17 protein-coding genes are annotated in these 21,058 nt (G+C 51.1%); 11 read left to right on the forward strand and 6 right to left on the reverse strand.

What is annotated here, in order from left to right; translation table 11 throughout:
* Positions 1-56: 56 nt before the first annotated feature.
* From B156_RS0119145 to B156_RS0119175, 7 genes are all read left to right on the forward strand, one after another.
* Positions 57-2,324, forward strand: a complete 2,268-nt coding sequence (locus B156_RS0119145; protein WP_018621392.1) for a TonB-dependent receptor — start codon at positions 57-59, stop codon at positions 2,322-2,324.
* Positions 2,324-2,890: an AraC family transcriptional regulator gene (locus B156_RS0119150; protein WP_018621393.1), complete on the forward strand. Its 567-nt coding sequence runs from the start codon at positions 2,324-2,326 to the stop codon at positions 2,888-2,890. Before B156_RS0119145 ends, B156_RS0119150 begins: the two co-directional genes overlap by 1 nt.
* 80 nt (positions 2,891-2,970) lie before the next feature.
* Complete coding sequence (locus B156_RS0119155) at positions 2,971-4,119, forward strand: glycosyltransferase family 61 protein (protein ID WP_018621394.1); 1,149 nt, start codon at positions 2,971-2,973, stop codon at positions 4,117-4,119.
* Positions 4,120-4,212: 93 nt separating this feature from the next.
* Entirely contained in the window at positions 4,213-4,560 is a 348-nt protein-coding gene (locus B156_RS0119160; RefSeq protein WP_018621395.1) for a four-helix bundle copper-binding protein, read from the forward strand.
* 55 nt (positions 4,561-4,615) lie between these two features.
* Positions 4,616-5,659 (forward strand): sialidase family protein, encoded by a 1,044-nt coding sequence (locus tag B156_RS0119165; protein ID WP_018621396.1) that lies wholly within the window; start codon positions 4,616-4,618, stop codon positions 5,657-5,659.
* A 19-nt stretch (positions 5,660-5,678) separates the two neighbouring features.
* Complete coding sequence (locus B156_RS0119170; protein ID WP_018621397.1) at positions 5,679-7,202, forward strand: hypothetical protein; 1,524 nt, start codon at positions 5,679-5,681, stop codon at positions 7,200-7,202.
* Positions 7,203-7,271: 69 nt separating this feature from the next.
* Positions 7,272-7,637, forward strand: coding sequence for a heavy-metal-associated domain-containing protein (locus B156_RS0119175; RefSeq protein WP_018621398.1), 366 nt, complete (start codon positions 7,272-7,274; stop codon positions 7,635-7,637).
* 120 nt (positions 7,638-7,757) lie between these two features.
* Here the strand turns inward: B156_RS0119175 and B156_RS0119180 are convergent, their stop codons facing one another.
* Complete coding sequence (locus tag B156_RS0119180) at positions 7,758-8,861, reverse strand: alpha/beta hydrolase (protein ID WP_245563782.1); 1,104 nt, start codon at positions 8,859-8,861, stop codon at positions 7,758-7,760.
* 109 nt (positions 8,862-8,970) lie between these two features.
* Here B156_RS0119180 and kynU point away from each other — a divergent pair, with 109 nt between their 5' ends.
* Positions 8,971-10,284: a kynureninase gene (kynU, locus tag B156_RS0119185; RefSeq protein WP_026260922.1), complete on the forward strand. Its 1,314-nt coding sequence runs from the start codon at positions 8,971-8,973 to the stop codon at positions 10,282-10,284.
* 64 nt (positions 10,285-10,348) lie between these two features.
* On the opposite strand, the gene B156_RS0119190 is transcribed toward kynU, so the two are convergent.
* From B156_RS0119190 to B156_RS0119205, 4 genes are read right to left on the reverse strand one after another with little or no spacing between them, the layout of a single operon-like run.
* Complete coding sequence (locus B156_RS0119190) at positions 10,349-11,782, reverse strand: TolC family protein (protein WP_018621401.1); 1,434 nt, start codon at positions 11,780-11,782, stop codon at positions 10,349-10,351.
* Positions 11,775-14,978, reverse strand: a complete 3,204-nt coding sequence (locus tag B156_RS0119195; protein WP_018621402.1) for an efflux RND transporter permease subunit — start codon at positions 14,976-14,978, stop codon at positions 11,775-11,777. Before B156_RS0119195 ends, B156_RS0119190 begins: the two co-directional genes overlap by 8 nt.
* Positions 14,979-15,005: 27 nt before the next feature.
* Positions 15,006-16,124, reverse strand: coding sequence for an efflux RND transporter periplasmic adaptor subunit (locus tag B156_RS0119200; protein ID WP_018621403.1), 1,119 nt, complete (start codon positions 16,122-16,124; stop codon positions 15,006-15,008).
* Positions 16,125-16,172: 48 nt separating this feature from the next.
* Positions 16,173-16,493: a hypothetical protein gene (locus tag B156_RS0119205; RefSeq protein WP_018621404.1), complete on the reverse strand. Its 321-nt coding sequence runs from the start codon at positions 16,491-16,493 to the stop codon at positions 16,173-16,175.
* Positions 16,494-17,185: 692 nt separating this feature from the next.
* Here B156_RS0119205 and B156_RS0119210 point away from each other — a divergent pair.
* The 3 genes from B156_RS0119210 (at position 17,186) to B156_RS29470 (ending at position 19,603) form a co-directional block, all read left to right on the forward strand.
* Positions 17,186-18,148, forward strand: a complete 963-nt coding sequence (locus B156_RS0119210; protein WP_018621406.1) for a nitrilase family protein — start codon at positions 17,186-17,188, stop codon at positions 18,146-18,148.
* A gap of 163 nt (positions 18,149-18,311) precedes the next feature.
* Positions 18,312-18,767, forward strand: coding sequence for a nuclear transport factor 2 family protein (locus B156_RS0119215; protein ID WP_018621408.1), 456 nt, complete (start codon positions 18,312-18,314; stop codon positions 18,765-18,767).
* Between the two features lie 338 nt (positions 18,768-19,105).
* Positions 19,106-19,603: a hypothetical protein gene (locus B156_RS29470; protein WP_018621411.1), complete on the forward strand. Its 498-nt coding sequence runs from the start codon at positions 19,106-19,108 to the stop codon at positions 19,601-19,603.
* 52 nt (positions 19,604-19,655) lie between these two features.
* Here the strand turns inward: B156_RS29470 and B156_RS0119230 are convergent, their stop codons facing one another.
* Positions 19,656-21,020, reverse strand: coding sequence for a sensor histidine kinase (locus B156_RS0119230; protein WP_018621412.1), 1,365 nt, complete (start codon positions 21,018-21,020; stop codon positions 19,656-19,658).
* Positions 21,021-21,058 lie beyond the last annotated feature (38 nt).

Raw genomic sequence — 21,058 nt, forward strand, 5'->3', positions numbered from 1 at the left:
GCTCAGCGTCCTGTACGACGCTGATTTTTAGCATTTTATCTATAATCAACGAACGCATGCGTTTTCTTTCAATCATTACTATCCTGCTACTCAGCGGGGTCTCTTCGGCTGTTCTGGCGCAGACCGACTCAACTATAAATACGAATGCCCAAGTCCTGGTTCGGGGAACCATGGGCGAACTAACCAATGGCAAGCGTGTACCCCTCGTTGGAGCAACGGTCCAGTGGCTCGGCTCTACCGTTGGAACCGTCACCGACGCTGATGGCCAGTTTCAGCTAGCCATTTTGTCTGGTTATACTAAACTGATTGCCAGTTATGTAGGGTATAAACCCGATACAATAACGGTCGATACCCCATCAACTGAATTAATACTGACGCTTCATAGCGAACAGACATTACAGGAAGTGACCGTTTCTGGGGCACCGGGTCAGGTAGACCGAATGAGTACCATCCAGACGGAATTTATCAACCAGCGTACTCTGGCCAAGGCGGCCTGCTGTAATCTGTCGGAAAGTTTTGAGACCAATGCGTCTGTAAGCGTGTCGTATAGTGATGCCGTTACGGGGTCGAAACAGATTCAGTTCCTGGGATTGGGCGGGCAGTATGTACAGACCAACGTTGAGAATATCCCAACCGTGCGCGGGCTGGCTACTACCTTCGGGCTTAACTACATCCCCGGCACCTGGATTACGGGTATCGATGTGGGGAAGGGGGCCGGGTCGGTGGTGAACGGCTACGAGTCCATGAGCGGGCAAATGAATGTTGAGTTGCAGAAGCCCGACGATGAAAACAAACTCTTTCTGAATGGCTATGTCAACAGCTTTGGTCGGCTGGAAGGCAATGTCAACTGGTCGCAGCCGCTGAGTAAGAAGTGGAGTATGGGCGTGCTGGGGCATGCCAGTACGCTGCGTACCGAACTTGACCAGAATAAGGATGGTTTCCGCGATTTACCGCTCTATACCCAGGTGAACGCAGTGAACCGGTACAAATACAGTGGGGAACGGTTCATGGCGCAGTTTGGCGTGAAGGCGTTGTACGAAGACCGGGATGGCGGGCAGCTGTCGCGGTTTGGTGCTTCCCGGTATCGTTTTCTGAACAGCACCAAACGGCTGGAGGTGTTCTCCAAAACAGCAAAACTGTACCCCGATAAACCCTACAAGGGGTTGGGCCTGATCCTGAACGGCGTACACCACGAGCAAACGGGGCGCTTTGGATTCTCTCCCTACAACGGCCTGCAGCAGACGTTCTATGCCAACCTGATTTACCAGAGCATAATCGGTACCACGAATAACGCGTTTAAGGCCGGCCTTAGCTACTTGCTGGACGATTACAGGGAACAGTTTCGGGCTATCAATACGGCCCGTACGGAATCCGTACCGGGGGCGTTTTTAGAGTACACGTATACGTACCCCGAAAAACTGACCCTAGTACTGGGTGGCCGGTTCGATTATCATAATCTGTTCGGGGCGCAGTGGACACCTCGGGCCCACCTCAAATATACGGTGAGCAACAACGTTACGCTGCGGGCTTCGGCCGGACGGGGTTTCCGGACGGCAAATCCATTTGCTGAAAACTTTGGCTACTTCGTCAGTGCAAGGACCGTCTTGCTCAATCAGCCATTGCAGTTCGAATCGTCGTGGAATTATGGGCTAAGCCTCACGAATGATTTCACTTTGCTGGGTAAGAAAGCGTCCCTGGTGCTGGACTACCACCGAACCACTTTTCAGAACCAGCTCATTGTGGATCTCGAACACCCCGGCGAACTGTATTTTTACAACCTGGCTGAGTCGGGCAGAAGAGGCCGTTCGTTTGCCAATAGTTTCCAGGCCGAACTGAACGTGCAACCGGCCAAACGCCTGGAAGTAAAAGCGGCCTATCGGCTTTTCGATGTGCAGCAAACGATGGGGGGGCTCTTCGGCGAGGAACGGCTCTTACCAAAAATGATGGTGAGCCGGGACCGCGTACTGCTCAATGCGGGCTACGCGCTACCCTACGATAAATGGAAGTTCGATGCTACGCTGCAATGGAACGGCCCCCGCCGGATTCCCTACCTGCGCGAAGGCTACGTGCATACCGGTTACCAGAACATGCCCGTTGATATGGCTCCTGGATTTTACAACCTTAATGCTCAAATCAGCCGGGCATTTCTCAGCGGCCTAGAGGTATATCTGGGGGGCGAAAATCTGACGGGCTTCCGCCAGTTAAATCCAATCGTTTCGGCAGAGGACCCTTTTGGCACCCAATTTGATGCTGGTTCCCGGGTCTGGGGGCCAATTACGGGTCGAATGGTGTACGTAGGTGTTCGTTTTAAACCCCAGCGCTAATGACACTCACGATTCGAAATATGGTGTGCGACCGCTGCAAGCGGGTGGTGCGCGAGGAGCTGGAAAAGCTGGCTATTGTTGTTCTCGACGTTGAGCTGGGCGCGGTGATTATTGATTCACTGCCTGCCGGACTAACCCTGGACGAAGTGCGGCTAACGCTGCAAAAAGATGGCTTTGATTTAATCGACGACAGAAAGCAGGTGGTGGTGGAGCAGATGAAAGTAATTCTTATCAATGAAATCCAGCACCTGAAAGGAGAGCGGCTGCCTGCCGAGAATTACTCCGCTTTTCTGGAACGGAAAGTAGGGTACGAATACTCGCACCTGAGCCATTTGTTTTCAACCAGCGAAGGACAGACACTGGAAAAGTATATCATTGCGTTAAAAATAGAGAAAGTAAAAGAGTGGCTCCGGTATAATGAATTGACCCTGAGTGAAATTGCCTGGCGGTTGAGTTACAGCAGTGTTCAGCACCTGTCTACCCAGTTTCGGCAGGTGATGGGGCAAACGCCCAGCCAATTCAGGAAAGACAATCGGGTAGGACGGCGTAGCCTGGATACGATTTAACCTGCCGGAATGAATTAATTGATAACCGGGTCAACTCTTTGTGATATGTTTACTCCCTATTCCACGCGTAGCAGACTTATATGGCGAACCCTATTAAACGCCTGTTGGGAAAATTGACTGGATTGCTCCTGAAGGCGTTTCGCCTTGATTTATTGACGAAGGAAGAAACCGTTGTCTACCTGAACAATTTTCAGATCGATAATAACTCGCAGACTCGTATCGTGCTGCCCGACGTGCCCAATCAATCGGGCGGGGACAGGCTCATCTTTAACCGGACGGATGCCATTACGCACCCCGCCTTCGTCTGGCAGTTTGATGATACTACGGCCCAAACCACTCAGTTACCGTATGGTGGTATACAAACGAATGGTAAAATTTTGTGTACTGACTTCCAGACGTACCATCTGGTAAAGAATTTTCTCGGTAGCAACAAACGGACCGTAGTTACATATGATACCCTGCTGGCTCCGTGGAGTCATTTTTCCGATGGAATAATATTTGGTGGGTATTATGATTTTGTAATGCTGGTAGCGGCCAAATTATGCCGGATGAAGGAGGCACTGCTGCCCGAAGTTTTTGCCGAAGCGGTCGTTTCCTACCCCTTCTTCCAGACGGCCTATGAGCAGGAGTTGCTGGCACTGATTGGCATTGCACCCAACCACGTTTTTGATAGTCGTACCTATGATGTTCGGTTTAAGCAGTGCATTCTGGGTAATAGCGGGCATTGGTTCTACCCGCACCCGGCCGATATCAGGGCTTTAAAAAAGCAGGTAGAGAAACAAATACGGGTTCCTCCATCAGTAAAGAGCCGTATTTACGTGAGCCGTGCCGGGCGCAGGCGGGTCATCAACGAAGCGTCGCTGGTTGAACTGCTCAAAAAGTATGACTTTACTATCATTGAGGATAAGCCCCGTTCCGTTGCTGAACAGGTGGCTATTTATAAAAATGCGTCCTTCATCTTGGGGCCACACGGTGCCTCCTTCACCAACATTATCTGGTGTGAGCCGGGTACACATCTTGTCGAACTCTTCGCACCTGCCATGATCGTCGACCATTTTCGGTATTTATCCCGGATCATGAACATGACTTATTCGGCCTACCACCATGTACTGACGGTAAGCAATAGAAAGAAGGCATTGGAGGAAGATATTTTTATTTCTATTCCGGATCTGGAACGAAGCCTCGATGAACTGCTGGGCAAGTCCCAAGCAGAAGAAGCCGATTTGTAAACATCAACCTGAATTATATAAAAACCCTGCGTCGTTTCAGGTGTTATTCTAGTAGATCCAAAACGGGAAATAACACGCAACTTAACGACTACTATGGAAACCACGATGACGAATAAGCATGTCGATACCTGTTTCGACTGTGCTCAAGCCTGCGAAGCCTGTGTAACAGCCTGCCTGGAGATGGGCGACAAAGATGGAAAGGGCCACGATATGACGGCCTGCATCAAACTGTGCCGCGATTGTGCCGACATCTGTACCCTATGCGCCCGGCTAACGGTGCGTGGATCACAGTCGATGGCTTCCTTCATGACCGTTTGCGCAGAAGCTTGCGAAGCCTGTGCCGCCGAGTGCGAAAAACACGCTGACCATAGTGCCCACTGCAAAGCCTGCGCCGAAGCCTGCCGTAAGTGTGCGGCAGAGTGTCGCCAGATGGCGGGCTAACCAGCACCATAAAGCCGCCATTCCTGCCTAAAAGACAGGTTACTAATGTACAACGATGACGTATTTACTTACCCTGTTTGTTTTTCTACTATCGCTGATTCATTCCCCGGCTGAGGAAGGAAAGCCGATTGGCGCTGGCATCCACCCGGCCGTAACAACTGATCCTGCTGGGGTTGTTCATGTTGTTTATGGCCGGGGTGGACTCATCTTCTATGCCACATCGCATGATGGCGAAACGTACAGCGAACCCGTGCTGGTCGATAGCGTACCAGGATTACACCTGGGGGCCTCACGCGGCCCGCAAATTGCGGCTACTGCCACATCGGTGGTGATTACGGCTATCGACAAAGCGGGAAATGTATGGGCCTATTCGCAGAGTCGGACCACCGGAAAGTGGCTGCCACGGGTGCGCGTTACCGATTTGCCCGATGTAGCCAAAGAGGGATTCGTGACCCTGACGGCCGGACCGGGCAACACCTATAACGCAGCCTGGCTCGACCTTCGGGATACTAAACGCAATAAGATAGTTGGCGCTCATTCGACTGATGGCGGGCGAACCTGGTCAGCGAACCGGATAGTGTACAACTCTCCGGATGGCACCGTTTGCGAGTGTTGCCAGCTTTCGGAGGTGAGTCAGGGGGAGCACGTGGCAGTTATGTTCCGCAACTCCCTGAACGGGTCGCGGGATATGTACCTGATCGAATCGATGGATGGCGGTAAAACATTCGGTAAAGCCCGTAAACTGGGTGACGGCACCTGGAAACTAAAGGCCTGCCCTATGGATGGTGGGGGGCTGTTCATGACACCGAATGGGTCTGTATCAACGGTCTGGCGACGGGCCGATACGCTGTTCACGGCTCGACCCGGTCAGCCGGAAACCGAGCTGACAACGGGCAAAAACGCAAAAATTATTACAACGCCCAAAGGCAATTACATCGTGTTTCAACGGGGAGGTCAAATCTGGACCATCACCCCCGACCAGCCAAATCCAGCCGCCGTGGCTCCCGGAGGTTATCCTAAGTTAACCCGGTTACCCAACAATCGGGTGCTGTGTTTGTGGGAACAGGAGGGCACCATCCGCGCCCGGATAATTGGCTGATTACTCACGCAACAACGGTATGAAAAAAAGTCTTTTACTGCTGCCACTGAGTTTAATGACTGTAGTGGCGGTTGGTCAGCACCAACATCATGAAGGCATGTCCATGCCAGCGAAAGGGAAAGCCATGGCTGATTCGGCCCGGCCGATGAATAATTCCAGGCATAGTAACACGAGCGAAACACATCAGGGTATTGTCATGGATAGCGCATCCGGTAGCTCGATGGCCATGCCCAACTACGGCCTGACGATGGACCCCGCTATGGGCGGCATGACCCACTCGCTGTCGCGGAATTTGTCCATGAACCGCAATGGCTCCGGTACGTCCTGGCACCCGGACAATACGCCCATGTACGCCTACATGAGTCAGCCATCAAACAATAAGTGGAGCTATATGCTGCACTACGCCATTTACCTGCGCTATACCAGCCAGAACGTTAACAATACCGACAAGCGGGGGAGGGGACAGCAGTTTGGCGTGCCCAACTGGTTTATGGGTATGGCCCAGCGCAAAGTAGGGCAACGCGGACTTTTCCAGGTACGGGCCATGATTTCCCTCGACGCGCTCACCGTTAGTCCGGGCGGCTATCCGCTCCTGTTCCAGACCGGCGAAAGCTATAAAGGGCAGCCGTTGATTGACAAACAGCACCCGCATGATTTGTTCTCGGAATTGTCGGTTAGTTACAGCCACGCCTTCAGCAAAGACATTGACCTGTACGGGTACGTCGGTTACCCCGGCGAACCGGCCATGGGGCCACCGGCGTTTATGCACCGGATTTCGACGTTCAATAATCCCGATGCACCGTTGAGTCATCACTGGCAGGATGCTACCCACATTTTGTTTGGCGTAGCTACGGCCGGATTCCGCTACAAATGGGCGAAGGTGGAAGCATCCAGTTTTACCGGTCGGGAACCCAACGAAAACCGGTATAACTTCGATAAACCCACGTTCGACAGCTATTCGTACCGCCTGTCGGTGAATCCATCGCCGTCGCTGGCGCTGCAGTTCTCGCAGGGATTCATTCATAGCCCCGAAGACCTGCATCCCGAAGAAGACGTAACCCGCACTACGGCATCTGTTTTGCACAGCAAAGGACTGGGACCGAACAGCTACATTACATCGGCGTTCGTGTGGGGGCGCAACAGCCACCATGGAGAAGGCGACAACTCGTTCCTGGCCGAAAGTAGCTGGCAGATGAACCGGACTGCCGTATACGGCCGGATCGAGAACATAACAAAATCGGCGGAAGAACTGGCCCTGACGCCGTCTGACAGTGGTTTTCCGTATAACGGATCCTCCGAACTGACCATCAACAGCCTGACGCTGGGTATCAACCACCGGCTGGCACAGGTCTACAACACTGATTTTGTGCTTGGTGCTCAGCTTACGGGTGCCATACCAGCCAAAGCCCTGCAGCCAATTTATGGGAGCATGCCCCTTTCCGGTGAAATTTATCTGCGCCTGTCGCCGAGCCTGATGACCATGCGTAGTATGAATCATTCAGGGCATAGCGGTATGGGCGGTATGAAAGGCATGCGTCACTAAAAGTCCCATTCATGGGGCACCAATTCACGTTAATTACCGTTATTTAAGCATCGTAAACCATTGACCACTATGATACGTAACCTGTTTTTGACCACCCTGACCTCCCTTATATTGTTAGGAAACGTGTTTGCCACGGCTTCCCTGCGCGACGATAAAGACAAGGAGGTGAAAATCAAAACATCCGCCATCTGCGGTATGTGCAAAGCCCGCATCGAGCGGAATCTAGCCTTTGAGAAGGGGGTAAAGGAGTCCAGTCTGGATGTGAAAACGAAGATTGTAACCATTAAATACAACCCGGCTAAAACGGACGTTGCCAGATTGAAGGCGAACATCAGTAAAGTTGGCTACGATGCGGAAGAAGTGCCTGCCGACGAGGTGGGGTATAATAAACTACCCAGTTGCTGTAAGAAAACCAGCACTATGAACCACCAGTAACGTATTGGAGTTGCTTTTATAGTAAAGAAGCTAAAATACCCTGGAAACAGGCCAATGACAAAACCGCCCGGTATCAGGTTGATACCGGGCGGTTTTGTCATTGGCAAGTAGAAACCTGCTTTACCTGAATGCGTTGATCAACTGAGTAGCGGCCAGCGCCTGCGCCTGCTGGGCTTCGGGAAGGATTGCGTACATGCCGAAAAACTCATGGGTAATCCCCCGGTACAGTTGGTACGTAACCGGTACCCCCACCGACTGAAGCTTGTCCCGAAGCAGCATTCCTTCCGTTTGCAGCGGGTCTATTTCAGCCCCTATAATGGTGGTAGGGGGCAGGCCTCTCAGGTTAGCCGCGTCAACCAGCGAAATCAGCGGGCTGTCGCCATCGGCAGGCGTATTGAAATACTTATCCACGAACCATTGCACTGCCGGCCGACTCAGCGGCCTGGCATTGGCATACAGGTCGTACGAGTACGTGTGAAGGTTATTGTCTGCTACCGGGAACACCGACAAAATATGAACTGGTAAGCTTACACTGCTGTCGCGGGCCATCATACTTACCGTAATGGCCATATTACCCCCGGCACTTTCGCCCGCTACGGCTACTTTCGCCGAATTTCCGTTGAGTAAGCCTGCATTCATCTTAACCCATTTATACGCAGCAAAGGCATCCTGGTGCGCCGTTGGAAACTTATTTTCGGGAGCCAGCCGGTAATCGACCGAAACGACCACGGCACCGGTTCCCTGCGCCAGGGCCAGGGTGGAGTATTCGTACACATCCGCATTGGCAATAACCCAGCCACCCCCGTGGAAATACACGATAACGGGCAGCGGACCGGTAACGCCGTTTGGCGTGTAGATTTTAGCCCGGAGTGGTACGCCACCGTAGCCCGGAATCATCCGTTCACTAATGGTGACATTAGCCACCGGTGGAGCAATATTGTTCTTGTCGAGCAATGAAGTAACCGCATCCTTGAACGATGGCCGGGAACGGGCCTGGGCTGGTGTCAGACTTTCGAGGGGAGCGGGCGCCAGCCGACCCAATTCCTCAATGACGGCCAGCATCTGTGGGGTAATGGTTGGCCCCCAGTCGGGCTTGGGGCCGGTTGACTGAATGACCTGCCCCGGTAATGGAATCCGGTGATCCTGACAGGAAAATGTAGCGGCAATTAAACCTGTAATGGCGGCAAGTGTGCCGAAACGAAGGAGTAGGTTAAATTTTTTCATAAACATTGAGCTATCTATTTATTCGACCTAACCAGTATCTAGGTATATAGTTTTTCTAGAATTAGGCAAAGACCCGTTAATAGCAAAAGGAACCGTTACATTTACCACTATGATGTACGAAAACTCGCTGGACTTTGCCCGTCAACTCGATGCCAATGACCCCTTGAGGTCCTTTCGTGAGCGGTTTCATAGTCCCCGACAGGCTGGTAAATCACTCATTTATCTATGTGGAAATTCGCTGGGACTACAGCCTAAAACGGCACGGGAGGCTCTGGAGCGGGAACTGGATACCTGGCAGAATCTGGGCGTAGAGGGGTGGTTTCATCAGGCAGAAGCAACAGAACAGCCCTGGTTGAGTTACCACGAAAGCTGTAAGGCCGACCTGGCCCAGATTGTAGGGGCGGAGCCATCGGAGGTGTGCCCCATGAATGCGCTGACCGTTAACTTGCACCTGCTGCTTGCTTCGTTCTATCGTCCTACCGAAAAGAGATACAAAATTCTAACCATCAAAGGCGATTTTCCATCGGATCAGTACGCGCTGGAAACCCACGTCAAACACCGTGGCCTGAACCCCGCCGACACGATCATTGAAATAGCACCCCGCCCCAACGACCGGCTCATTCACGTGACCGACATTCAGCACGCGCTGGCCGAACACGCCGATGAACTGGCGCTGGTCTGGATGAGTGGCCTGAACTATTACACGGGTCAGTTGTACAACATGGCGGCTATTACCGAAACGGTCAGGCAACACTGCCGTCGTGGAAACGGCCGTTCCCAATGGGACATACCCGTTGGCTTCGATCTGGCGCACGCCATCGGTAACGTACCCCTGCAACTGCACGACTGGGGGGTCGATTTTGCCACGTGGTGCTCGTATAAATACCTCAATGGTGGTCCCGGTGCCGTGTCGGGGGTGTTCGTTCACGAAAAACATCACGATAAAAATTTGCCGCGGCTGGCGGGCTGGTGGGGATACCGGGAAGACGAACGCTTTGCCATGACGCCCGGTTTTGTGCCCGCGTCCGGTGCCGACGGCTGGCAGGTAAGTACGCCCAACATTCTGGCCCTGGCCCTGCACCGGACCTCGCTCCGTATCACCGCTGAAGCCGGTATGACCGCCCTCCGGCAGAAAAGTCAGCGGCTAACGGGTTTTCTGGCCCATATCCTGGCCCCCTTCACCGACATTCAGCTATTGACGCCCGATGACCCGAACCAGCGGGGTAGCCAGCTTTCATTGCTGGTACGTAAAGACGGGAAAGTACTGTTTCAACATCTGACGGCTCAGGGTATTATTGGCGACTGGCGCGAACCCGACTGCATTCGGCTGGCCCCCGCGCCCCTGTACAATAGCTTTGAGGACGTTTGGCGGGTAGGAGAGGCCCTGACACAGTTTTTTCAGACGAGAAAAGAAGGGGTTTAAAGCCACCGGGCCGTGTCAATTGTTGACACGGCCCGGTGGCTGGTTTGTTAGATAAGCGATAGCCTTATCGCCAGCCGCCACCCAGTGCCCTGTAGGTATTCACTGTGGCGTTCAATTGCCGCATTCTTGTCTCTACCAGTTCCATCCGCGCTTCCAGCACGTCGCGCTGGGTCAGCAGCACCTCCATGTAATCCGCACGAGCCGAGGTGAACAGTTTGAGCGAGATGTTGGTCGACTGAACGAGAGCATCCACCTGGCTGCTTTTGGTGGTGTATTTCTGCTGTAGGTTGTTGATGTTTGCCAACTGATTAGCCACCTCAATATAGGCATTCAGTACTGTTCGCTGGTAGCTGTAAACGGCCTGTATCTGTTTGGCACTGGCCGAACGGTATAGGGCCGTAATGGCGTTTTTGTTGATTAACGGGCCAGTCAAATCACCCAGCAGCGAGGCCATTAAGGACTGGGGCAGGTTGAGAATATACAGGGGGTTGTAGGCCATTACTCCCAGCGATGCCGAGATGTTCAGCGAGGGCAGGAAATTGGCCCGCGCCACGCCAACATCCAGGTTAGCCGCTTCCAGATTCCGCTCGGCCTGCCGGATATCGGGTCGGTTTTCAAGCAGTTGCATTGGTACGCCCGATGCCATTGTATTGGGAACCAGGTCGTTGAAATTCTGGGGGTTTCGGTCAACGTGCTGTGGAAAGCGACCTGTCAGGAAATTAATCCGGTTTTCTTTCTCAACAATATTCTGCTGAATGTCGTACTGCAGGCTCTGTGTTTTGAGCACTTCAGCTTCAAACCGGCGCACGGCCAGTTCGGTTACTTTGGCGGCTTCCTTCTCCTGCCGGGTTATAGACAACGCATTATTAAGAATAACCAGGTTCCGCTGAATAATGCTCAATTGCGTATCGAGCGAGAGTAATTCGTAATAGTTGTTGGCAATCTCGGCGACGATGTTTGTTACCATGAAATTCCGACCTTCTATGGAGCCAAGGTAACTGGCTATCGCCGATTTTCGGGCGTTGCGCAGCTTATGCCAGATATCGACTTCCCAGTTGGCAAACGCACCAAAGTAGAAATTGGGCAGGACTTCGGGCGTTTCTATACCGGGTTTTATGTCCGTAACCGCATCGGCCGCTCCCTTGCTGGTGTACCGGGATACTTTTTCGACGCCAGTTCCACCCCCCAGACTTACTGTTGGCCGGTAGGCGCCAGCGCGGGCGAATACCTCATTGGTGGCAATCTGAATTTCCTGCGTCGTGATGTTCAACTCCTGATTATTGTTCAGGGCCGTATCAATCAGGGCGTACAGGTAAGGGTCCCTAAAGTAGTCCCGCAGGGCCAACCGGCCCGTATTGGTCGTGTCCTGCGAGCCGTTATAACTCGCCGGTATCGATTTATTTACTGATCGTAACGCAATGCGTGGAATAGTACAGGCGGTAGTGAGCAGTGAGATAAGCGCGATTCCGGCCCAGTTTGTTAGTTGTTTATTAGTCATGGGTTGCAACTTCTTCAGGTTGGGGAAAAGTGTCTAGCGAATGAACAAGCTCTTCGGTCAGTGACCCGTCTTCTTCATCCTTAATCATCCTCCGGCCATCGGCCAGACTGCCAAATATGAAGTATAGTCCGGGGATGATGATGACGCCAAAAATGGTTCCGAACAGCATACCACCCATGGCCGAAGCACCAATGGTACGGTTACCGATAGCACCGGCACCCGTGGCACGAATCAACGGTATCAATCCGGCCACAAACGCGAAGGAGGTCATCAGGATAGGCCGGAAACGAACCTTGGCTCCTTCAATGGCTGCGTCCAGGATCGTGGCTCCCTGCTGGCGTTTCTGCACGGCAAACTCTACGATCAGTACGGCGTTTTTGCCCAACAGACCAATGAGCATGATAAGCCCGATCTGGGCATAGATGTTGTTTTCCAGCCCCATCAGCTTGAGTAGCATAAACGAACCAAATACGCCAACCGGCAGGGAGAACACCACGGCCAGCGGAATGATGAAGCTTTCGTACTGGGCTGCCAGCACGAAGTAGACGAAGGCCAACACGATCAGGAATACATACAGCGACTCATTTCCCCGGATAGACTCGTCGTAGGAAAGGCCTTCAAACGCGATGTCGTAATCTCTTGGCAACGTCTTGGCGGCTACTTCCCGAACGGCCTGAATGGCGTCGGCAGTAGTATAACCCTTAGCTGGCTGCCCCTGAATAGCGGCTGAATTATAGAGGTTGAATCGGGTAATTTCATTAGGCCCCTGCCCTTTTTTAAGCCGCATGAACGCCGAGTAAGGCACCATTTCGCCCGCATCATTTTTCACGAAAAGGTTCAGCAGATCGGATGGGAGCCTTCTGAAGCTGGGGTCGGCCTGTACGTACACCTTAAAGAACTGGTTGAACTTGATAAAGCCTTGCTCGTAGGTACTACCAATCATAATGTTGAGGTTATCCATCGCTTTTCCGATAGATACACCTTTCTGCATGGCCAGGTTATTATCGATCTCCAGTTCGTACTGCGGATAGGTGGCGGCAAAAAAGGTAAACAGCCCGGAGAGTTCTTTACGTTTGCCCAGATCCTCCATGAACTTCTTGTTAATTTTGTCAAATTCCTGGTAGTCCGTTTCCGTTGTTTTATCCAGCAGACGCATCGAGAAACCACCCGACGTACCAAATCCGGGGATGGCCGGTGGCTCGAAGAATTCGACAATGGCTCCAAGACCCCTCGATTTCTCCTCCAGCTCTTCCATAATTTCTTTCACGTTTTGTGTCCGATCCGACCAGGGTTTCAGGTTGATAAGACAGGTACCGGCATTGGAACCCCGGCCTTCGGTCATAATCTCGTAACCCGCCAGCGATGATACGCCTTCTACCCCCTCAATTTTTTCACAAATTTTCTGAAGGCGTTGGGCTACCTGGTTGGTTTTCTCCAGCGTAGAACCCGGTGGCGTTTGGATAATGCCATAAATAGTACTCTGGTCTTCATTCGGGATAAAGCCAGACGGCAGAATGGTGCTTTCGTAGAAAATGCCGGCACCAAATGCCAGTAATATAGCAAACGTAACCACCCGTCGGTTCACGATTAATCTTAACAGGCCTACGTACCAGCCGGTCAGATTTTCAAACCCGCCGTTAAACTTATCGAGTGCTTTGGTTAGCAGGTTTTTCTTCCGCTCATGGCCAGTATGATTTTTCAACAGCATGGCGCATAACACGGGTGTAAGCGTCAGAGCGATCAGGGCCGAAATGACAATGGCACTGGCCATGGTGATGGAGAACTGCCGATAGAACGTACCAACCGGACCCGACATGAACGATATGGGCAGGAATACCGATACCATGACCAGCGTAATGGCGATGATGGCGCCACTAATTTCACCAAGTACTTTTTTGACGGCCACGAAAGGCGTCAGGTCGGGCTCTTCCTCCATCTTGGCGTGTACGGCCTCCACCACCACAATGGCATCATCCACCACAATACCAATGGCCAGCACCAGGGCAAAGAGCGTAACCAGGTTAATGGAAATGCCGAAGAACTGAATGACAAAAAATGCGCCTATCAAGGATACCGGAACGGCCAGAATTGGAATAAGGGTAGAACGCCAGTCGCCCAGGAAGATGAATACCACCAGGGCAACCAGGATGAACGCATCGCGTAGGGTATCAATCACCTGCTCAATGGACGCGTCCAGGAACTTAGATACGTCGTAGCTGATTTTATAGTCCATTCCCGGAGGAAAGGATTCTTTCATCACTTCCAGCTTCTCTTTTACGGATTCAATTACGTCACTGGCATTGGTGCCGTAGTTCTGCTTCAATACAATAGCCGCCGACGGATGGCCATCCAGGTTGGAATAAATATCGAAGAATTCGCTTCCCAACTCTACCCGGGCTATATCCCTCAGGTGGATACTTTCTCCCTGCGGATTGGCCCGAATAATGATGTTTTCATACTCTTCCGGCTTGTTATACCGTCCTTTATAGGTCAATACATACTCCAGCGACTGAGCCGATATACCGGAACTTTGCCCTAACCGGCCCGGACGACCGACCACACTCTGCTCGCCTATGGCGTTGTTTACGTCTTCTACCGAGACTTTATAGGCCCGCATCCGGTCGGGGTTCAGCCAAACGCGCATGGCGTACCGGCGGCTACCCAGTATCTGCGATCTGGCTACCCCTTTAGTGCGGTTTATCTCCGGAATCATCTTCACGGTAGCGTAGTTGAACAGGAATTTCTCGTCCATGCTCTTGGTCGTGGAGTAGAGGTTGACGTACATCAACATACTCGGCTGGATGGGCGTAATGATAACTCCTTCCCGCTGTACCAGTTCGGGCAACAGTGGCATGACCTGGTCTACCCTCGTTTTTACCCGGATTACCGCGACATTGGGGTCGGTCCCGGGCTCAAAAATAATCCGGAGGGTGGCTTCACCGGCACTGGTGGCGTCGGTAGCGATGTACCGCATATCCTGCACCCCGTTGATAGCCTGCTCCAGGGTAATCAGCGTGGATTTAACCAGTACATCGGCACTGGAGCCAGGATAAGCGATAAATATATTAACCGTTGTAGGGGCAATATCAGGAAATTGGGAAATAGGTAACCGCTTGATAGCCAGCACACCGACGAAGACTATCATAATCGAGATTACAATAGCAAATACCGGCCTGTGTATGAATTTTGTGAACATATATTTATCCGATTTGAGGGTGTTTACTTACTCGGCATACAAACCAAGATTGGCGATAACGGAGTCAGGCTTCGCGAATGTGTACTTTATTTTTTCGTTCTCTTTTACCTGCCGCAAGCCTTCCAGCAGAATTTTATCCGTTGCCGCCAGCCCCGCGCTGACGACAAAAATGTGCGGCATCTCCGAGGCTATCGTGATTTCCCTAGAGCGAATCTTGTTGTCTTTGTCGATTACGTAGACGTACTTCTTTTCCAGCACTTCGAACGTGGCTTTCTGGGGGATTATCAGGGCATTCTTGAGCGGTACCGTCATCTGAATAGTGCCGGTTTCGCCGTGCCGTAACAGCCCGTTGGGGTTGGGGAAAGTGGCCCGGAAAGCGATATTGCCCGTTTCGTTGTTGAAGTCGGCCTCAATTGTTTGCACAACACCGGGGTACTGGAACAACTGCTGGTTGGCCATCAACAGGCTTACCCTATTCAGGTTTTCCTGTTGGGTATGGGCTTTGTAACTCAGGTATTCGGCTTCCGGCACGTTGAAATACACCCACATCTTACTATTATCCGATATGGTCGTCAGCAGATCACCCTCATTGATCAGGCTACCCAGTCGTACCTGAAATTTATCCATGATACCATCGAAGGGGGCACGTACCTCCGTAAAGCCGAGGTGTATTTTGGCGACCGATACTTCGGCTTTGGCCTTATCCAGTTTGGCTTTGGCAAGGGCGAGTTCATTTTTGGAAACGATATTACTGTCGGCCAGTGCCTTGGTATTTTTGAATTCGACTTCAACAAAATTGGCTTCGGCTTCGGCTTTCTGTAGTTCGGCCTGGTACTGGATCGGCAGAATCTTAAACATCAATTGTCCCTTATGAACAATCTTACCCTCGTCAACAAAAATTTTCTCCAGATAGCCCTTTTCCAGCGCCCGCAGTTCGATGTGCTGAATCGAGTGAACCTGACACACATAATCGCGGGTGACCGTCGTATCTTTTCGAAGTGGATTGGTCACTAAAAACTCAATCTCCTCTTCCTTCTCTTCTTCTTTTTCAGAACAGCCTGTGAAGAATACCAAGGCACTTACGCTCATGAGTGATAGCAGGAGGGCTTTTTTTATCATTATCTTGTTTTTTTTAATGGTAAGCATCGGTAGTCTCGATTAATGAAAGGTGTTGACTGGTGCAGCAAGGAGGGATTACTTTGGCATGATGCGCTGAATAGCAATTTTTTTATCGGGAGGTGCATTAGGGAGCTTCGCCAGGCGGTTAATCAGGCTGTCTTTCTGTTCATTGGCCCGCTTACAGTCGGAGAGTTGCTCCTGCCAAACCAGAATATCTACGGGGTTAACTGAATTACCTGATTCGTACTCGTAACCACTACGTTTATCCCGCTGCTCATACAGCAGAAAACCATTGAACAGGAGGGAAAGAGCCAATGCCAGCCCGAAGCAGTAGAGCAAGATCGAGTTGCCCGGCACGGGCCGCCCCGTGCTGGGCGGAAAATTCCGGTGTTGCATCGCTGGTGACTGTGTTGATTTTACACAAATGAAGCATCAGGACATTAAAACGGTGTGAGAAGGAAATTAAAAGATATTAGAAAAGTTAAAAACACGCTATACCTGTCCCCGCTATGAATAGGTTTTTGATTGAAAAAATCCTATAAATTGTGCTTTAGATTAAATTGGCTGTCTAGGAATGTAGCGCATGGACAACGCCAGTAAGGGGTTACCCTAACGGGAGGCAAAGCGATACAGACGGCTGTTTTGACACATAGCACTCAGGTTAGTGAGTACCTCGACAAAGCTCGTTTAGTCGGGGTTTCGGCCAAGACCTCATTGTGTATCCACATCATCCACCCGCATCTGTCAGAAGTTTAAACTTAATCAAACCAAGATGGCGACTCCAGATTGTTATCGTAGAGTCTATTACTAGTCGAGTTTCCTATGACTTCTGCTGTTGGGGGCCAGTCCACTATCAACCATCCTTCAAAAGCTATAGGATGATGAGTGACGAATTGCTGGTTGGAAAGGGACAACGGAATTGCTGAAGAATAGTAAGGAAACACCCGTAGACTGGCTTGATCCATGGTGAGTAGAGTGCCCTCAAAAACGACTTCTGAGTTGACTATAAAGTAGGATTGGCGTATTAGCCGTCCCCTTTAGCTTTGTTCATCATCTATTTATTTAAACCTTTTTTTGTGTAGAGTCCTATGCATAATTTGACCATTGCCACGGCTCAGTTTGAGAATGCCAGTGGGGATAAAGCCCACAATCTGCAAGTGATTAGTCGATTGGCGGCAAAGGCGGCTCAACAGGGCGCGCAGGTTATTGCCTTCCATGAGTGCTCGATTACGGGGTACACCTTCGCCCGACATTTATCAAAGCCAGCGTTACTGGACTTAGCCGAAGTCATCCCAGAGGGGGACAGTATTCAACAACTTATCCAAATTGCCCGGGCCCATGATATTGTCATCCTGGCAGGCTTGTTCGAGAAAGACCATGACAATCAACTCTTCAAAGCCTACGTGTGCGTCGATAAAACAGGTTTACTGGCTAAATACCGCAAACTACACCCGTTCATTAATCCGCATCTACTACCCGGTGATCAGTATGTGGTCTTTGACTTGTTGGGCTGGAAATGCGGCATTTTAATTTGCTACGATAACAATATTGTAGAAAACGTGCGGGCCACGGCCTTGTTAGGGGCTGAGATTATTTTCATGCCTCATGTCACGATGTTAACGCCTTCCACCCGTCCCGGTGCTGGCTTTGTTGATCCACATCTTTGGGAAAATCGGCTGACTGACCCTACGTCCTTACGCCTGGAGTTTGACGGCATGAAAGGACGTGCCTGGTTGATGAAGTGGTTACCCGCCCGGGCTTACGATAATGGTATTTACGCGGTATTTTCCAATCCCATTGGTATGGATGATGACCAGCTAAAGAATGGATGTTCCATGATCATTGACCCGTTTGGGGATGTCATCGCCGAATGTCGTGCCTTAGGCGATGACATTGCGTTGGGGGTGTGTACACCAGAGAAATTGCAACAGGCAGGTGGCTACCGCTATCGCCAGGCCCGCCGTCCCGATTTATACAAGGCTATTTTAGGTCAGGACCACCTTCCTGAGCAAAAGGTGATTTGGTTAAGCTCTGATACGGATACTGAGTAAGGTAATCGGCTATGAAGTAAATCCTGTTCTGTGAAGATGATCGTGAGCATCCCGACACAGTAATGCACAAGCGCGGGTCACTGTGTTTTATTGACCCTTTATTAACGTAAGTTTATGGTCAGTTCCAGCCGTACCACCCGTTGACACAATCAGATCAGCAGCCATGAGAAACCGTTTTTTAGCCCTCCTTTTTTTGGGATTTTCCCTTTCTTCTTTTTGTGCCCGGGCGCAGCAGAACGATGAGCAAAAAAAGGTGAATGCCGCCATAATCGGACTATTCGACGGCCTGGCAACCCTGGATGAGCAATTGATGAGACGCCACGTGACCGCTGATTTTCTGCTGCTGGAAGATGGGGCCATCTGGACGATAGATACACTGATCAATAAAGTATCCCCCTTAAAAAAGGTTGCTTTCAGCCGGGTCAACCACCTGGACTTTATCCGCACCGATGTATCGGGCAACACGGCCTGGGTGGCCTATCATAACAGAGCCGATGTGGTTGTTAACGGCCAAAAGCGCAACAGGCAGTGGCTGGAAAGTGCGTCGCTGGTGAAGCAGGGAAACGATTGGAAAATCACGCTGCTTCACTCAACGGTAGTGAAGCCGAAAAGCAATTAAGTGCTGTGTTTCTTTTTGCCTTTTGGTTATAGGTTGGGCATAGAGTTGGATTATAACGGATGCCTTAAGTGAAAAATTCGCCATGAGCGAATCGACCCTGAAACCTCTGTTTATCCAGATTAAAGTAATGGCCATTTGTGGTGTTCCGGAAAACAGAATGGCACAAAACTCGTTATGGAAAATGACGAGCGGCCGGTGGAATAGGATAGCTCGGGTAAACCGATATGGGTTTCCCGCTGATTTTTTTGACTATGTCAAAAAAGTGCAACCTGGAAAAAAGAGTACAGGCTGGCGCAAGGAAATGCGCCTACACACCTTACACTAGCCAATTATAACTTATGAAAGCCAAACTATTTATTCTCCTTGTGGTCATAACGCTAAGTAGCTGCGATACGAAGAAAACGTCAACTGATAATTCGACCACTACAACGCAGGATGCCTCCCCAGACGCCGGGCTCACTGCCGCCGATATGGCAAATAGTCACGTACAGTGTTATGCGATGATGACTGACCGTGATACAGTCCTGCTGAATGTGACACAGAAGGAGCTCAACGTAAGCGGTACCCTGCAGTATCGGCTGGCGGAGAAAGACCAAAATTCGGGAACCCTGCTTGGAAAAATGCGGGGTGACACGCTGACCGCTGATTATACGTTCCAGTCAGAAGGAAAGGAGTCGGTGCGGGAGGTGGTGTTTCTGGCCACAAAAAACGGGCTTGTGGAAGGCTATGGCCCCGTTCAGGAACAAAATGGCAAAATGGTCTTTACCCCGAACCAACCCCTAACATTTGAGTCAGATCAGGTATTCAAGCGAATTCCCTGTCACGAAGAAGAATAAAAATGTTCGCTGATCAGTCCTTCATGATGGCGCATTCGTACGTAAAATGAACTTAGGTAATATACTCATTGCCAGGTAAACGGATGCTAACAGTAGTGCCCTGGTTCACAACGGAGGTGATTTGGAGGATACCCAGGTGCAGGTCAACGATTTTCTGCGTTACAGCCAAACCAATGCCGTAGCCGGGGACTCCCTCTACGTTTTTACCCCGGTAAAGCGGATTGAGTATGTGCGTTGTGTCGGCTTCGGCAATACCTCGTCCTTTGTCAGTTACGGTTACAGCAATCTGCCCATCGCTGGCTTTCAGCTGAACGGCCACCGGTTCGGTGGAGTACTTGCAGGCATTATCCAGCACGTTCAGGAAAGCCGTAGTTAGCAGGGTCGCGCTGCCTTTTACCGTTAATGATTCGTCCTCATCGGTCATAAATTGAAGCGGCAGGTGACGGCTGGGGTACTTGGTTTGTACCTGCCCAATGGCCGTAAGCAGGCAATCATCCACCTGAACGGCAGTCAGGGCAACGGTACCATCGGTAACTTTAGCTAACCCCAGCAGCCCATTGGTCAGCGTAATCACTTTCTTGAGTTCTTCAACGGCCACTTCCATGCTGTCGCGCCAATCGGTGGGGTTCTGATCGTACCGCAGGGACGTTTCCAGCGTACCGAGGGTGTTAGTGAGTGGAGTGCGCAGCTCATGCGATGCGTGCGAAACGAAGCTGCGCTGGGAAACGAACGAATCTTCCAGCCGGAAAAGCATCTGGTTGAAGGTCATGGCAAGCTGGGCAATTTCGTCCCGCCGGTTTCCTTCGTTCACCCGTTTGTGCAGGTGCGTAGCGGTGATTTGTTCTACTTCGTCTACAATCCGGGAAATGGGTTTTAGTACCCGCCCGGAAAAATACCACCCGGCCAGTACAATCAGCGTAAAACCCAGCAGATTGGCCAGTAGCAGAATCTGTTGCAGCGTGGCTAATTTGGAAAGGCCGATTCGGTCATAACCAGAGGCAAAAATGTAAAACAGTTGCCCCCGGTCACGGTACGAGATTACAATGGATTCGAGGTGGCCGCTTTTAAATTCAAACAGCGAAGCCCTGTCGAGCAACGGAATCTTTTCTTTGTAGTAGTCCGATTCTTTTAGAGTTCGGTTGGTGAATACCAGGTTACGCCGGTCGTCGTAGATGCTGATTTGTTCCTCCACAATGGTAAGCAAATCGGTGCGTACCATATTCTTGAAAAAATCGTCGTGCAGGTGCCGTCGGGAAATCAATACCCGGCCCGTTACCCGGGCTTTTCCTTCCAGTCGGCTGTAAAATTCCTCCTGCCGGTACACCGAATAAAAGTACCACACCAGCAGAGACAGCGTAATCTGGATGGCCGTGGCCAGTACCGTAAAAATAATTGTCAGGCGATTTCGGATGAGCATAAAAACGGGTCATTAACGATCATTGAAAGGTCAATCGG

This window comes from Spirosoma luteum DSM 19990 (assembly GCF_000374065.1).
GTDB classification, from domain to species: Bacteria; Bacteroidota; Bacteroidia; order Cytophagales; family Spirosomataceae; genus Spirosoma; species Spirosoma luteum.

Coding starts and splice junctions, on each gene's coding strand:
- B156_RS0119145 (WP_018621392.1), top strand. CDS start 57: ATGCGTTTTCTTTCAATCATTACTATCCTGCTACTCAGCGGGGTCTCT.
- B156_RS0119150 (WP_018621393.1), top strand. CDS start 2,324: ATGACACTCACGATTCGAAATATGGTGTGCGACCGCTGCAAGCGGGTG.
- B156_RS0119155 (WP_018621394.1), top strand. CDS start 2,971: ATGGCGAACCCTATTAAACGCCTGTTGGGAAAATTGACTGGATTGCTC.
- B156_RS0119160 (WP_018621395.1), top strand. CDS start 4,213: ATGGAAACCACGATGACGAATAAGCATGTCGATACCTGTTTCGACTGT.
- B156_RS0119165 (WP_018621396.1), top strand. CDS start 4,616: ATGACGTATTTACTTACCCTGTTTGTTTTTCTACTATCGCTGATTCAT.
- B156_RS0119170 (WP_018621397.1), top strand. CDS start 5,679: ATGAAAAAAAGTCTTTTACTGCTGCCACTGAGTTTAATGACTGTAGTG.
- B156_RS0119175 (WP_018621398.1), top strand. CDS start 7,272: ATGATACGTAACCTGTTTTTGACCACCCTGACCTCCCTTATATTGTTA.
- B156_RS0119180 (WP_245563782.1), bottom strand. CDS start 8,861: ATGAAAAAATTTAACCTACTCCTTCGTTTCGGCACACTTGCCGCCATT.
- kynU (WP_026260922.1), top strand. CDS start 8,971: ATGATGTACGAAAACTCGCTGGACTTTGCCCGTCAACTCGATGCCAAT.
- B156_RS0119190 (WP_018621401.1), bottom strand. CDS start 11,782: ATGACTAATAAACAACTAACAAACTGGGCCGGAATCGCGCTTATCTCA.
- B156_RS0119195 (WP_018621402.1), bottom strand. CDS start 14,978: ATGTTCACAAAATTCATACACAGGCCGGTATTTGCTATTGTAATCTCG.
- B156_RS0119200 (WP_018621403.1), bottom strand. CDS start 16,124: ATGCTTACCATTAAAAAAAACAAGATAATGATAAAAAAAGCCCTCCTG.
- B156_RS0119205 (WP_018621404.1), bottom strand. CDS start 16,493: ATGCAACACCGGAATTTTCCGCCCAGCACGGGGCGGCCCGTGCCGGGC.
- B156_RS0119210 (WP_018621406.1), top strand. CDS start 17,186: ATGCATAATTTGACCATTGCCACGGCTCAGTTTGAGAATGCCAGTGGG.
- B156_RS0119215 (WP_018621408.1), top strand. CDS start 18,312: ATGAGAAACCGTTTTTTAGCCCTCCTTTTTTTGGGATTTTCCCTTTCT.
- B156_RS29470 (WP_018621411.1), top strand. CDS start 19,106: ATGAAAGCCAAACTATTTATTCTCCTTGTGGTCATAACGCTAAGTAGC.
- B156_RS0119230 (WP_018621412.1), bottom strand. CDS start 21,020: ATGCTCATCCGAAATCGCCTGACAATTATTTTTACGGTACTGGCCACG.